General features: G+C 43.6%; 16 protein-coding genes. 2 read left to right on the top strand and 14 right to left on the bottom strand.

The annotated features are described in order from the left end of the window. Positions 1 to 81: 81 nt before the first annotated feature. Entirely contained in the window at positions 82 to 447 is a 366-nt protein-coding gene (locus KIT90_RS20260) for a regulator (protein WP_285378332.1), read from the top strand. A 32-nt stretch (positions 448 to 479) separates the two neighbouring features. Here the strand turns inward: KIT90_RS20260 and KIT90_RS20255 are convergent, their stop codons facing one another. The 14 genes from KIT90_RS20255 to KIT90_RS20190 all read right to left on the bottom strand — a co-directional run bounded on the left by KIT90_RS20255 (position 480) and on the right by KIT90_RS20190 (position 11,046). Next, complete coding sequence (locus KIT90_RS20255) at positions 480 to 1,190, bottom strand: phospholipase D family protein (RefSeq protein ID WP_285378330.1); 711 nt, start codon at positions 1,188 to 1,190, stop codon at positions 480 to 482. Positions 1,191 to 1,324: 134 nt separating this feature from the next. Then, positions 1,325 to 2,650: a HEPN domain-containing protein gene (locus KIT90_RS20250; protein ID WP_285378329.1), complete on the bottom strand. Its 1,326-nt coding sequence runs from the start codon at positions 2,648 to 2,650 to the stop codon at positions 1,325 to 1,327. 109 nt (positions 2,651 to 2,759) lie between these two features. Continuing rightward, on the bottom strand, positions 2,760 to 3,467 hold the full coding sequence (locus KIT90_RS20245) for a TIR domain-containing protein (protein ID WP_285378327.1): 708 nt from the start codon (positions 3,465 to 3,467) through the stop codon (positions 2,760 to 2,762). 6 nt (positions 3,468 to 3,473) lie between these two features. Next, on the bottom strand, positions 3,474 to 3,884 hold the full coding sequence (locus KIT90_RS20240) for a hypothetical protein (RefSeq protein ID WP_285378325.1): 411 nt from the start codon (positions 3,882 to 3,884) through the stop codon (positions 3,474 to 3,476). A gap of 785 nt (positions 3,885 to 4,669) precedes the next feature. Then, positions 4,670 to 4,828 carry a hypothetical protein gene (locus KIT90_RS20235; RefSeq protein ID WP_285378324.1) on the bottom strand — a complete coding sequence of 53 codons (159 nt, stop codon included), beginning with the start codon at positions 4,826 to 4,828 and terminating at the stop codon, positions 4,670 to 4,672. Then, positions 4,828 to 6,213 (bottom strand): zonular occludens toxin domain-containing protein, encoded by a 1,386-nt coding sequence (locus KIT90_RS20230; protein ID WP_285378322.1) that lies wholly within the window; start codon positions 6,211 to 6,213, stop codon positions 4,828 to 4,830. The genes KIT90_RS20235 and KIT90_RS20230 overlap by 1 nt, the downstream gene beginning before the upstream one ends. A 4-nt stretch (positions 6,214 to 6,217) precedes the next feature. Further along, positions 6,218 to 6,562, bottom strand: coding sequence for a DUF2523 family protein (locus KIT90_RS20225; protein WP_005427048.1), 345 nt, complete (start codon positions 6,560 to 6,562; stop codon positions 6,218 to 6,220). A 1-nt stretch (position 6,563) separates the two neighbouring features. Then, on the bottom strand, positions 6,564 to 8,063 hold the full coding sequence (locus KIT90_RS20220) for a hypothetical protein (protein WP_285378320.1): 1,500 nt from the start codon (positions 8,061 to 8,063) through the stop codon (positions 6,564 to 6,566). A 169-nt stretch (positions 8,064 to 8,232) separates the two neighbouring features. Further along, positions 8,233 to 8,481, bottom strand: a complete 249-nt coding sequence (locus tag KIT90_RS20215; RefSeq protein WP_005427124.1) for a hypothetical protein — start codon at positions 8,479 to 8,481, stop codon at positions 8,233 to 8,235. 5 nt (positions 8,482 to 8,486) lie between these two features. Then, positions 8,487 to 8,717, bottom strand: coding sequence for a hypothetical protein (locus KIT90_RS20210; protein WP_005427132.1), 231 nt, complete (start codon positions 8,715 to 8,717; stop codon positions 8,487 to 8,489). A gap of 4 nt (positions 8,718 to 8,721) precedes the next feature. After that, complete coding sequence (locus tag KIT90_RS20205; RefSeq protein WP_285378319.1) at positions 8,722 to 9,081, bottom strand: DUF1293 family protein; 360 nt, start codon at positions 9,079 to 9,081, stop codon at positions 8,722 to 8,724. A gap of 3 nt (positions 9,082 to 9,084) precedes the next feature. After that, entirely contained in the window at positions 9,085 to 10,230 is a 1,146-nt protein-coding gene (locus KIT90_RS20200) for a replication initiation factor domain-containing protein (protein WP_285378317.1), read from the bottom strand. Beyond that, positions 10,214 to 10,429 (bottom strand): hypothetical protein, encoded by a 216-nt coding sequence (locus tag KIT90_RS20195; RefSeq protein WP_199481001.1) that lies wholly within the window; start codon positions 10,427 to 10,429, stop codon positions 10,214 to 10,216. The genes KIT90_RS20200 and KIT90_RS20195 overlap by 17 nt, the downstream gene beginning before the upstream one ends. Further along, positions 10,426 to 11,046 (bottom strand): hypothetical protein, encoded by a 621-nt coding sequence (locus tag KIT90_RS20190; protein ID WP_285378315.1) that lies wholly within the window; start codon positions 11,044 to 11,046, stop codon positions 10,426 to 10,428. The genes KIT90_RS20195 and KIT90_RS20190 overlap by 4 nt, the downstream gene beginning before the upstream one ends. A 191-nt stretch (positions 11,047 to 11,237) precedes the next feature. Here KIT90_RS20190 and KIT90_RS20185 point away from each other — a divergent pair. Next, positions 11,238 to 11,591 (top strand): DUF3693 domain-containing protein (locus KIT90_RS20185; protein WP_285378313.1); only part of this gene is annotated, 354 nt, incomplete at its 3' end.

Raw genomic sequence — 11,591 nt, 5'->3', positions numbered from 1 at the left:
AGTGCGCATTATGGGCACTTATGTTTAATGTGGTTGCATATCTAATGTTTATAGAATGTCTCTCTTTTGAGGGACAATTCAATGAAGTATCACGAAATGACAAAAAACTATATTTTTCGTGAGTTTGAATGTGGTTTAACCGTCGAAGATGCTGCGAAACTTTGTTTAAAAAGTGTGAGAACAATCAAAGAATGGGATAAGGGAAAATCCATTCCTCCAGAGTGTAAACGGTTAATGAGGATGAATAAGGGCAGGGAACTGAGCATCTGTGAAGATTGGGAAAATTTCGTAATGAGGCACGACCGATTAGAACTTCCAACAGGCCAGTTGGTAACTGCACAACAAGTGTTGATTGGCGTTGCATTGTTAGAGCTAGGGGCTTCAAATGATATAGAAGTAGCTCACCAAATCCTGAAGTATGCGAGAGTGCTAAAGAATATGGTGTAATAAAAAGGCTCCGAGCGGAGCCTTATTTGAATCTATACGACCTCTAGTGACTCAGGCCAAATGAAGTAGGGGCCGAAGCGCTTACTGTATTTGAACTCGCCGCCAAAAGACTTACCCTCATCTGTTAACGAATGCTTGCCATCATCAAAAGATAGGTAGCCCTTAGTAACACACAGTTTAAGGAAGTCGTCCGTTTTGAGGTTGTGCTTCTTGGCTAACTTAGAAGAGGTTATCTTTGTCTGTTCTTGTACGTTAGCAGCTGGCTCATTGCTTTCGGCAGGAACTGAGTCAGCTTGCACCTTCTCTAAAGATATTCTCACCTCATCACTTATACGGATGATGCGTTGTGCTTCTTCGTAAGAGTCTTTGTAAATCTCGGCATCTTCATCACGGTCAATGAAGATACCCATCTCATTGTTGTTTACTTGACTGAACTCATACAGATTCAAGCTTGTAATAATGCATGAGCTTTCGTTCATGTAACACTTGGCGTGAAGGTTCTTACAGAAACTTGTTCGCACGAAAGATAAGCCCTTGAGCCAATTGATTTCATCCGGTTGAAGCTCGCTTTTGCCATAGACTATTCTGATGTCGATTTTCAAGCGGTCTTTGTCTTCTAAAAGTTCTCGAATACGATCATTAAGTTTGAGGAAAGGGCTGATTAAAATCAGTCTTTCAGAAGCATTTTTGATGAGCTCTTCGAGGTAGTAGTTTGTTGCACTTGTGTTTAAAAACTTTGCCATTTCATATCCTTGACATATAAAACCTAGCGCACATAGGCTACGTCTAACGGATTATTGGATCAAGTATTGGAAATGAAAAACGCGTGGTCAAATGCCACGCGTTGCGAATCACTGTTAAACAGTTTGTTAACTGACTACTCCAAGCGTACGCGATGTTGATATTGATAGATCTGTTCTCGTTCTACCCCTAGTTTTGATAACAGATGAGAAATAACAACAAGCCTTAAGATATAACCGATGTCAGCATAGTCATTAATACTCAACTTTTTCATCATAACTTTTGGACGACCAACATGAGCTAGTTCGTTACGAACAGTAGATATGGCTTTACCAAGATTACCTTCGCCGACTTTTTCAAATAGCTTTCTTAACTGGGAGACTAATTCAGGTGAAGCATATGTTTCAATTGGGTTTATATATTTCATTGCAGACTGCCCACCTAGATCGATGTTGATAGCCTCTAATTGCGTAGAATACAAAATGATATCACTGTGAGCGTGATGAAGTGTTACAAATCCAGTATCATACTGATGAGCAACAGATAAAACATGGAAGTCATCGAATACTTTAAACCAATTTGAAAGCACCATACTCATATCAAGTTGCTTCCAATTAAGCGGCATATTATGATGACGAACCTCTGCCTGTGCTAGTTCTACGGTTCGTGTTTCCAGAACCATACTGTTCAGTATTTTGACCGTTTCGTCTTTGCCATGGAGTGTCAGTTCGATTTCCTCAGGAAAGACAGGTCGAGACATCAATATTGAAAATAAAGATGCAATTTTTGTTATACTGCCAATAATGTCACTAGCACCTTTAAGTTCTTTGGTAGAATAATGCACATAATATTTAAGAGACTTTCTTAAATTAAAAAATGCTTTAGGATGAGATTCCAATATTTCATCTAATGCAATATCAAACTTTTCTTTCGCTTCTTTATCTCTGGAACCAATTAGATTCTTCAAGCATTTACCTACCATAGAGAAAGTCGCTACATTATTGACCTCAATATCCCAATCATCACCACTAACTTTAACAATAGGGCAATCTTGATATTTTAACTGTGTGAGCCATCCTTGAGGATGGATAAACTCTTGCATACCATTGAACGTAAAGTGCGTACATTCAAACAACTGCTCCTCACATACAAAATCACCGATAATCAAGTAATAAAAACCATGCACACCTGATCTAACGTGGACTTGCCCCATAAAGTGTGTACCACTACCAAAGTCAAAATCCCCGACTAATGTACATTTTTTACCGTTGCTTAAAATACCAAACAAACGCTCGCAATTATTTGAAATGCTACTATTGGCCAAGGAGTACTCAAGCTGGAGTCCATCTTGAGGAGAGTATTTAATTTTTGCAGCGAACCTAGCCGCACTGCTACTTTCAGTTTCAAAAAACTCACCAAAGAATTCATAACTTTCAAAACAATTAAATACTTCTTGAGTCAAATTGACCTCCGAACAACGCTACCATTAAACCCAAACATACCACCTAAACACTAAACCCAACGATGGAATGAAAAATGCCAAGCGTTGGGAATCACTATTAAATGCTTTGTTATACACCTAGTGCAGTTGGTTGAGTAACTGTCTTCGTAATATTGTAATCACCCTTGTTGTCCCTAATAGAGATTGCAAGATCTAAATAAGCACTAATATTACCAATAAAGTCTGACCATTTAACTGACTTTATATATGAGGATTCGCCAGTATATACAGTACCTGCCTCATGCTCACTACATTCATCAAACGTTGGGGACTTAAGATTAAACATATTTTTCCGAAGAATTTCGAATAAAAACGGCGTATTCAAAGTCCTGCAATTGCAGACATTACAAGAGTTTTCTTCAATGTAGTATTCATAACTTCCTTGTCTATCTGGCAAAACTACCGCAATCACAGCGTTAGAGCGACTAGTTATGTTGTTGCGAGTCAACTCTTTTAAAGAGTAAGATATTTCCCAAGGAATCCATTGGTCATTTTCAGATTGAAAAATATTGTTGGATTTCATACCTTTAGAAATCATAACAATAGTAATACTGCTATCAAATATTTTGTCTCGCAGTTTAGAAGCAATTGTACTGTCTTTAAAGTCACTCAAGTCTTCACCGTCAGCTTCACCTTTGTTAATGTGATCTTCTTCATCTAAGTAATTTTGCAATTCATCAACATAGTTTCTCACTGTTGTAGTATCCCAGATATTATCTGTCAGCGGCTTTACTTGGTTATCTGCGTATTTATACGAAACAAAGATTTTTCTACCCATAACGGGTTAACCTCCAATTAAAAACATTACTATGGCCGTTGCTGCTACAGTAATTCCATAAAATGGCATTAGGGTTTTTGAAAAAATTCCTGCTTGCCATGAATTTTTTTTGTAGTCTTTGCCTGTAAATTTTGAAGCATTCATTGAGAAATCAATGTCAGCTTCTTTTTTGGAAGAAACTTCATTATAGAGGGCTCTATACTGACGTTCTTGTGAGATGAAAAAACCATCCAAAAACCAAAATACAGGTATAACTATATAAGTGATTAGTACATATTGGATGTTGGCATCTTTTGCTGCCAAAGCAAACAATGCTGATATTAATGTAATGGTCCAGCCCTTGATTAAGAATGAATTCGAGTTCATCCGTGTGATCACGTTCTGAATAAACTCTAAATGTTTTAACTTACTTTCCATGATACTTACCCATCAATGAAACTAGTAGCATTGTATCGCATAGTTAGCTTACTGGATAGGATGGCGTATAACGTTTGTTATACAGCAGTTTGCCTTCCATTATGCACACATAGTGCTGTTACATCGCGCGGATCTCAATAGATAAACTTTCATAGTTTCAACAACACAAATTAATCGCATGAGCACTTAGTTGTCTAATCAAGCCTAATTACGATTTCATCGAACCGTTGTGGTATGGTGGAATTTACCCCCGTAATACAGATACGGGGGTTTTGACCTCCCGCCGCACGTCGCGCAATCGTCCTAGCCCGTCCTCACTTGCTCCGCGCTCTAGTCGGCAGTCAAACCAAATCATTAGAAAGAGAAAAGCCTTGCTCGACACTCGCAAAGCTTTGGTGCTGATAGTATTGATGTGTTCCAGTAGGTTTACACGCCTTTGGTGTGGTTAGTCTCTGCGAGGCTGGTCTAGCAGGAAGGAGGGCGGCAGCATCCAAGTGGCTTTGGGCTGCTAACCGCGCCGATTAAGTGATGAGGCTAGGTTTTGCTAAGGTGGGCGGCTTGGTGCTTCGTCGTCGCTCCGCAACTCCTTATATCTCGGTGACTCCCTTCGGTCGGGGCGATGCCCAATCCGTTCTAACCATAGATGGCTTTGCTCATGGCTATCTCGAACCGCAAAACAAATAGCCTACGTTCTTGAAGCTGCTCGAATGTCGGCGGCCCAACTAGAACGAACGCTCCAAACGCTGAGTTATAGACCACACGATTAAACAGTTCTGGTGTCATCTTCATAACTCGGTTTCCTTATTCAGATAGTCACACAACATTCGAATTCCTGAGCGAAACAAGTCGTAAACGATGATCACTAAGATCGCGTTTAGCATCGAGAGATGGTCGAACAGTTCGATGATTTCAACAAGCTGTCCATGCGTCACGTATTCATTCATTAGGTTTCGTCTCCTCCAAATAGACCGCCAACTGGCTTGAGTTCTATGTCTTGCTCTTGGCGCTGCGCATATTGTTCGTAAGGTGAGCACGTCACATAGAAATTGGACTCTCCACGAGACAGCTGGACGAGGCAATCATCCAGATACTCCATTTGTATGCCGAGCTTGTGAAGAAAACCGTCATCAAGGTAGGTCACGCCACGCGGCGTGACTACCTCAAAATGGACGCTGACGTGTATCGAACTTGGCTTGTGCCAACGTTCAACGGCTGACACATAGATGCTTTCTGAGTTGGCCAATGGAAACCAAGCCGGAACCGTTCCTATGTCATGATAAGTCCCATTCCCGCAACCAGTACTCGTACAGCCAGAACGACCAGAACCCACGACAGAATTATCCGAAGAAGTTTGCCCAGGGCTCGATTTACTTTGCGAAGACGAAATAGAACTGTGCTGCGAAGTTTGATGAGGCTGCGTTCCTTGCGAAGCTGCCGTCTCAGGATCAGAAAAAAGACCAATAAGCGCATAAATGACATACCCAAATGAAAGCACCATCAGTGCCATAGCTGCTAAGAATTTAGGATTCAGAAAGATGTTCTTTCCAAGTCCCGCTTTAGTGATTTGCCCCGTAACGGTGGAAGCATAGAGTAGGTGAACATCAAGCGGGACTTTGAGGTTGTACACCACATCGTCTTTGCTTGGTTTGGTGACCGTTCTTGTTGGGTCATGTTCTAGGATTCGAGGTTTACGGTTGGAAAAGAAGATCCCGTCTTTACCTTTGTGCTGCTTGGCCAACTCAGCCACGCCTTTTAACTCTTTAGGGATTTGAGCAAAGTCGGGCGTGAGCAGGACAATGTCCCAGTTGTAGTGCCGGTGCTCCATAAAGGCATTGTTGAAGTTCTCCGGATAGATTATTCGGCCTTGCTCGTCGAAACGTGTGCGTTGGCAATCGTCTATCTCGCCATTGTCCAAACTGGATGTATCAACAGTCAGCCAACGAGACTGAAACAACTCAGAGAATCCTTCGGGTAGATGTGGCTCAAAGTCAGTAAAAGGGCGCTTGTGTATGTTCGCCATTTTAAAGCCTGCATTAGTGGAGTAGATTTGCTGACACTCATCGATGAGGATGAACGCCCCAATAGGCGCCCAACAGAAGAAGTATTTCCATAGTTCAAAGCCTTCTGGGTTGCGCGAACTGATGCGGATAAGACGAGCACTATCAGGAAACTTCTCACCCAGTCTTTGCTCGATGACTTCTAAGGGCTGCATGCCATGAATGTTAGTAATACAGATGCGACCTTCACGCAGTGCAGGCAATAAGTCGAACCATACTGCACACGCTGATTTGTACGAGCCGCCGTGACCATATCGAAAGGAAGTTGCCATTGGATCACCAGTTAAAGAAACGCATAACTAAAGAGGTGGCGAACGCATCAAAGATGATACGCAGGCCAGAAGTAACGCCGTACTCGGTCAGGATGTAACGAACGTCAGAAGGCAGGGCGTTGAATCGGTCTTCAACCAAGGTATAAACGCCATATTCTTCGAGTAGCAGCTGCGCTATCTTGAGTGCCATTTGTATCGATGCAATCTTGATATCGAGCCAAACCGAGATAAGCCACATTCCGCCGTATTCAAACGCATTCTTTATCCAAGCAATTGCCACGTCGAAGAAGTCGAGAAAGGTCTGCCCAATGTTGGCGATGAACTCTAATGCAGAGTAGATGTACTCCATGTTATTTACTCCTATTACCAAACAGCACCCAAAGAGCAATCAAGGCACAAATGAACAAGACGACCGGACGAACGTAACCGGACACGGAGTCAAAACGTTGTAGGCCAGACTCAACCGTCGCACCTTTAATCGAAAACGATTTGTCACTTAATGTGCCGTTATTGAAGTTGGTGCCGATGCTCACCAGTCCTTTGATTTCATCCACGTAGTCTTGAATCGAATCGGCTTTGCCATCGATAACGGTTTGCAGATTGGCGAAGTCCTCAGCCGTGAAGATTTCTCCAGTGATTGCGGCGCCTGTTGGTGTGCCAAAGTCGGAGCCAGTCAGTAAGCCCTCGATAGAATCCAAGTTGTTGCCCAGTTCACCAAGGGAATCACCCAAGCCTTGTAAATCCGTTCGAACGCCAATGGTGGCGTTGGTGTTGTTATTGACTGCCGTGGTAATGTCGCCGTTGGCCTGTTGGATAAGGGCTTTGGTGTTCTCATATATCTTGTTGTCATTGATTTGTTGCTCTTGAATGGCTTGCGTGTTATCAACGAGCGAACCTTTCACCTCAATAACGGCATTGGCTATCTGAGTTTGCGATTCGTTAAGGTCAACGTTGAGATCATGAATGCCTTTGTTGATGTCTTCATTCAAACCTCGAATTGCAGAAACAACTGCCGTGTCTGTCGATTCATCTATGTCAGGTTCTTCAACGTCTGGCTCTGGGTCAACGTCGTTGGGGTCGAACGTGTTGGTTGAGTCATCGGGTAGGACACTTGGATCTTCAATCTCGCCCGTTGGATCATCTGGCTCATGGGTCGGGTCTTCGGGTTCTTCCGGTGGGATAATCGGTTCATCAGGGCCTTTGTCACCCCAGAACAAAGTGCCGCCGTCACACTGTCGGCCAGTGTAAGCAAAGTTCAGCGAGCATTGAGAATCCGGCGTGTATTGTCCATCAGGGACACCAGTACAAATGATGGTGGATTCGTTCTTGGTCATTTCGCATCGAGTCGCACCGTAATCACCATAACAAGCACCTGTTACTAATTCGCCATAAACAGCCGGATGCCAATGGAGTTTAACGGTATCGCCAATGGACTGTTTGAACTGGCAAGCGTCCATACAAGTCCCATCGGGATTGGTGCCAAATTCACAGTTCGATTCGCACATGTTTTCTCGGTTAAGTTCGGTGCCAGCAGGACACTGAAACCCATACCAACCATTAAACCTAACCGTTTGACCGGGATAATCTCCGCCTGAAACATTACAAACGGAACCGCCACCATACTTGTTCACTTGTAAAAAGCACGTCGTGGTTTTGTAGTTCTGATAAGGAACGCTGCGATTCTCAAGACAAGAAAGCACGCTAGCAATGTTGTAGCTTTTCCCGTTCTCAGCACAATCAAAAATACCACCTACATCCCTTGCAGTACCCGTTGTGGGAAATTGAGTAGCAGAAGCTTGGCTATAAAAAGACAGAAAGATTAACGGAAGAAAAAGCAGTAGTTTTTTCATAAAGAAGCCAATAAAAAAGGGAGCCGAAGCCCCCTTGATTAACTGATTAGTGAGTATTGATGCCACTCACAAAGCCGTGGAGAAATGCCCCCGCAAAGGCAACACCTAGAATGATAGCGAGCACATCTCCAAGTAAATTACCAGATAAAGGAGGCATGGAGGTGAACCGTTAGCGACGCAAGAAGCCAACAACCATAGTCACACCAAAGCCCAGTGCAGCCATACCAATCAGACCCGCAACAACCAGTGATACATTGCTTTGACCGCCAGAGACAGCGGCGTTGATAGCGCCCGTAATATCTGGTGTTTCAGCAAAAGCCGGAGAAACGGAAGCAAGCATAAGTGCAGAGCCTACGGCTGTTTTTTTGTTTACGACTGCGTGTTTTACGTTATTTACAACAAGTTCTAGTTTTTTCATAAGATTTACCTTTTACTCATAAGGCGAACAACACGACCCACCCAATGACCAACGACCATGTTGATCAAGAGCACGCCACTGACATATAGGAACAAGTCACCGTTGAACAGGACTGGATCCTTATATTCTTGATACTCCACCGCCGAAATCAGCACGTAGTCTTGGCAATTGTCGACGTGAGTTTTCGTCGCTTTTAAATTGCCGTACTGGTTTACAACGGTGACGCATACAGACATTTTTCTAACCTTGAACGGATTTCATTGAAGTTTCGAAGTGCTTCTTAATTTCTGGGTCGACAGGGATAAGCGCTGTCACGATGGCACCCGCCAATGGATCTTCCGGATTGATTTCAAGTTGCAACTGGTACTCACGACGAGGAACCAGAGCACCAGTACGCTCAAGAAGCAGGGCGTAACTGTGTTCAATCATCAACGGTTGATCCCATTGCGGGTTTACGTCACCAGATTCACCGATGGTGCGACGCTTGAATTTCTCCGAGTTAATTTCGCGTAGTGGACGCGAGATATTCAGTTGAGCACTGTCACCACGTGCCGAGTTCCAAGTGATGTCCATGCCAAGAACAAAAACAGATTTAGCCATTTGTTAAGTCTCCAATATGTGAGTCACCAACTTGCCGTAGGTATCGGGGAAGGTGAATTTTGTTCCATCACGGACGAGTGAGCCGACAACGGTTTCAATGTCGCCCTCATGGAATTCGATTAAAGAGTTGAGGATTTTCCCGTACTGGCGACGCATCCAGTGAGCCGAGGCCAACAGGTCTAACGCCGCGCGTTTAGTCGGGACAGGTTTTGTATTGAATTTCTTTGCAGTAGAAATCGACGCTGCGAAATCGTTGATGGCCGCGAACGCGCCAGCTGGGTTAAGCAGAACATCGATGTTCCATTTTTTCAGTTCGACTTCTGAGCGATACCAAACCAAACCCGTGTTCGCGAGTTTCTGCTCAAGCGCCTTGTTGTAGATACGCCAGTAAATACGAGAAGTACGAGAGCCAATGGAATATTGCTCTTTGGTGTAATCAGGACGGCCGTCGCGAAAACCCGCAATCGTATGGTCAACATGCAGAACCGGATTACGACCACGTTCAGCCGTTCGAAATGCATTGTCGTTCCAAGCGGTACGCGCATATTCACAATCAAAAATACCGTCGTAATCATCATAAGCGAGGTCAACACGCGCCAGAGTTTGAACGCCAAGCACGTTAGTCAGCCAATCATACAGTGACCAAGGTTGACGACGAGCAAAGACATGTTTGCAACCCGTACCATTAATCTGAAAATGCACCGTGTCATTGTTGCCGCCAATACCAACAAAGCCGCAGAAGTCTTCACCGTCTGGCGAAGTCAGTTTCATTGACTCGGTATAGAACTGGAAACCTAAACCACGAGGTGCAGACAGTGACAACCCAAGCACTTGATTGGTGAAGATACGCAAACAATCTTCCAAGTAGTTGCGGTAGCAGATATCAAAGGCGCTGTTGTACGCTTCAATCTCTTCGGCCGTCTTGGCAAGGGTCGGATTAAACTCAGGTGGAGCAGGGAACTTAGGTGCTTTGCAGTTACGTTGTAACAGAGATTTGGGCGCTAAACCTTTGTATTCCTCATGCTTATGCAGGCGTTGAACTGCGTTATGACAATGACGTAAGTCCTTGACTGCAAATGTAAAACATAGGTAGTCGATATGAACCGATTGCTCATCAAACTTCTTAAGGATGTTAGTTGCAGTAGTCATCGAACACCCCCAAATCAACGCGTTCTTGGTAAGTCGTGTTGGTGATGGACACCAACTCATAAGACACAAATTGAGACGAAGCCCAAGACTCAAGATGAGACATCGACTTCAGCAAATCCCATTCATCACAGCCTTTGACCAACACGGAAACCGTGTAATCAGGGAGCAAGTCGTAATAGATGATTTGAGCTAGGCTCATGGCTGAGCCTCCAAGTGATTACACCCAAGAGCTGATAATTCGTTTAGAGAAGAACGGATATACTCGAAAACAGATTGCTGCTTGAAATCAGCATCAGTGGGAACTGTTAGGTTCGTAGCATGCTTAGCCTGAAGAGCATCTATAATTTGAGTGACAGCGTCACCCTTAAATGAAACTCCATCAGACAAAGACTTACCAAGTTTGGATACGCCGAGTTTTTTCAAGTAGCGACGGATTAACTTAGCTGGATACTGCATGTAATGAGAAGCCGAGCGAACGACTAGAACGCCAGCGTTTAGCTCAAATCTTAACGAACCGATGAAGCGGGCACGTGACTGGTTCACAGATTTCGAAACGGATTGGTTAGCTTTCTTAATCGAAGCTTGGTGCTGTTCGTGTTGAACGCGTTCTTGTTGAAGGCGAGCTGCAAACGCTTTTTTCTCAGCAGAACGTTTCAATTCTTGAAAGTAACTATGACACTCGATAGCGAACGGAGTTAGTTGGCCGTCGTCAGCATACATGGATTGGTTCAGGTGCTTACGGAAGAACACACCAGATAGACGAGGACTAAGTTCTGATTCTTTTTCTATAAGAGATTTAACTTGTTCCGTAAGCATAACCAAACACCTTGACCGTTGAGAGTGACCACCAAGACCAGACGCAAGCGTCAAGGGCAAACGCCTAAATCAAGGCGGTCAATACGAAATATTTCGTATAGTTAATACGAGATTCTTCATAGTGTAAATACGATAAATTCCGTACAAATGAGCTAGAATCGTTAGTAACGATCTAAAGGCAGGATTCAAAAATGTATACAAACAAACTCATTGACGCTTACAAAGAGCAAATGAAGTATGTGCAATACAAGCAAATCGCCCCAGATTTAGGCATCAGTCCTCAAATGCTTACTGACGTGCGAAAAGGAAGAACATACTTGAAGGAAAATCAGATACTTATGCTTGCAGAAGCTATAGGTGAAGATAAAGAAAAGGCACTTGTTGGATTAGCATTAGATAAAGCGAAAACTTACGAAGCGCAGACGTTGTGGACGAGCATAGCAAAAAAGTTTAATGGGCTTGGATTAACAAGTATTTCAATGGCTTGTGCAGGATTTGCCGTAGCATTTTCAAGCCCAGTGGAATCCTCAATTCAGTGCGCATTA

This window comes from Vibrio sp. B172a (assembly GCF_030248355.1).
GTDB classification, from domain to species: domain Bacteria; phylum Pseudomonadota; class Gammaproteobacteria; order Enterobacterales; family Vibrionaceae; genus Vibrio; species Vibrio owensii.
Note: the sequence above shows the minus strand (reverse complement) of the source record. Positions and strands in the feature narration are given on the sequence as shown.

Excerpts from the sequence above, each read along its gene's own strand:
- KIT90_RS20260 (WP_285378332.1), top strand. The coding sequence starts at position 82 with ATGAAGTATCACGAAATGACAAAAAACTATATTTTTCGTGAGTTTGAA.
- KIT90_RS20255 (WP_285378330.1), bottom strand. The coding sequence starts at position 1,190 with ATGGCAAAGTTTTTAAACACAAGTGCAACAAACTACTACCTCGAAGAG.
- KIT90_RS20245 (WP_285378327.1), bottom strand. The coding sequence starts at position 3,467 with ATGGGTAGAAAAATCTTTGTTTCGTATAAATACGCAGATAACCAAGTA.
- KIT90_RS20240 (WP_285378325.1), bottom strand. The coding sequence starts at position 3,884 with ATGGAAAGTAAGTTAAAACATTTAGAGTTTATTCAGAACGTGATCACA.
- KIT90_RS20235 (WP_285378324.1), bottom strand. The coding sequence starts at position 4,828 with ATGAATGAATACGTGACGCATGGACAGCTTGTTGAAATCATCGAACTG.
- KIT90_RS20230 (WP_285378322.1), bottom strand. The coding sequence starts at position 6,213 with ATGGCAACTTCCTTTCGATATGGTCACGGCGGCTCGTACAAATCAGCG.
- KIT90_RS20225 (WP_005427048.1), bottom strand. The coding sequence starts at position 6,562 with ATGGAGTACATCTACTCTGCATTAGAGTTCATCGCCAACATTGGGCAG.
- KIT90_RS20220 (WP_285378320.1), bottom strand. The coding sequence starts at position 8,063 with ATGAAAAAACTACTGCTTTTTCTTCCGTTAATCTTTCTGTCTTTTTAT.
- KIT90_RS20215 (WP_005427124.1), bottom strand. The coding sequence starts at position 8,481 with ATGAAAAAACTAGAACTTGTTGTAAATAACGTAAAACACGCAGTCGTA.
- KIT90_RS20210 (WP_005427132.1), bottom strand. The coding sequence starts at position 8,717 with ATGTCTGTATGCGTCACCGTTGTAAACCAGTACGGCAATTTAAAAGCG.
- KIT90_RS20205 (WP_285378319.1), bottom strand. The coding sequence starts at position 9,081 with ATGGCTAAATCTGTTTTTGTTCTTGGCATGGACATCACTTGGAACTCG.
- KIT90_RS20200 (WP_285378317.1), bottom strand. The coding sequence starts at position 10,230 with ATGACTACTGCAACTAACATCCTTAAGAAGTTTGATGAGCAATCGGTT.
- KIT90_RS20195 (WP_199481001.1), bottom strand. The coding sequence starts at position 10,429 with ATGAGCCTAGCTCAAATCATCTATTACGACTTGCTCCCTGATTACACG.
- KIT90_RS20190 (WP_285378315.1), bottom strand. The coding sequence starts at position 11,046 with ATGCTTACGGAACAAGTTAAATCTCTTATAGAAAAAGAATCAGAACTT.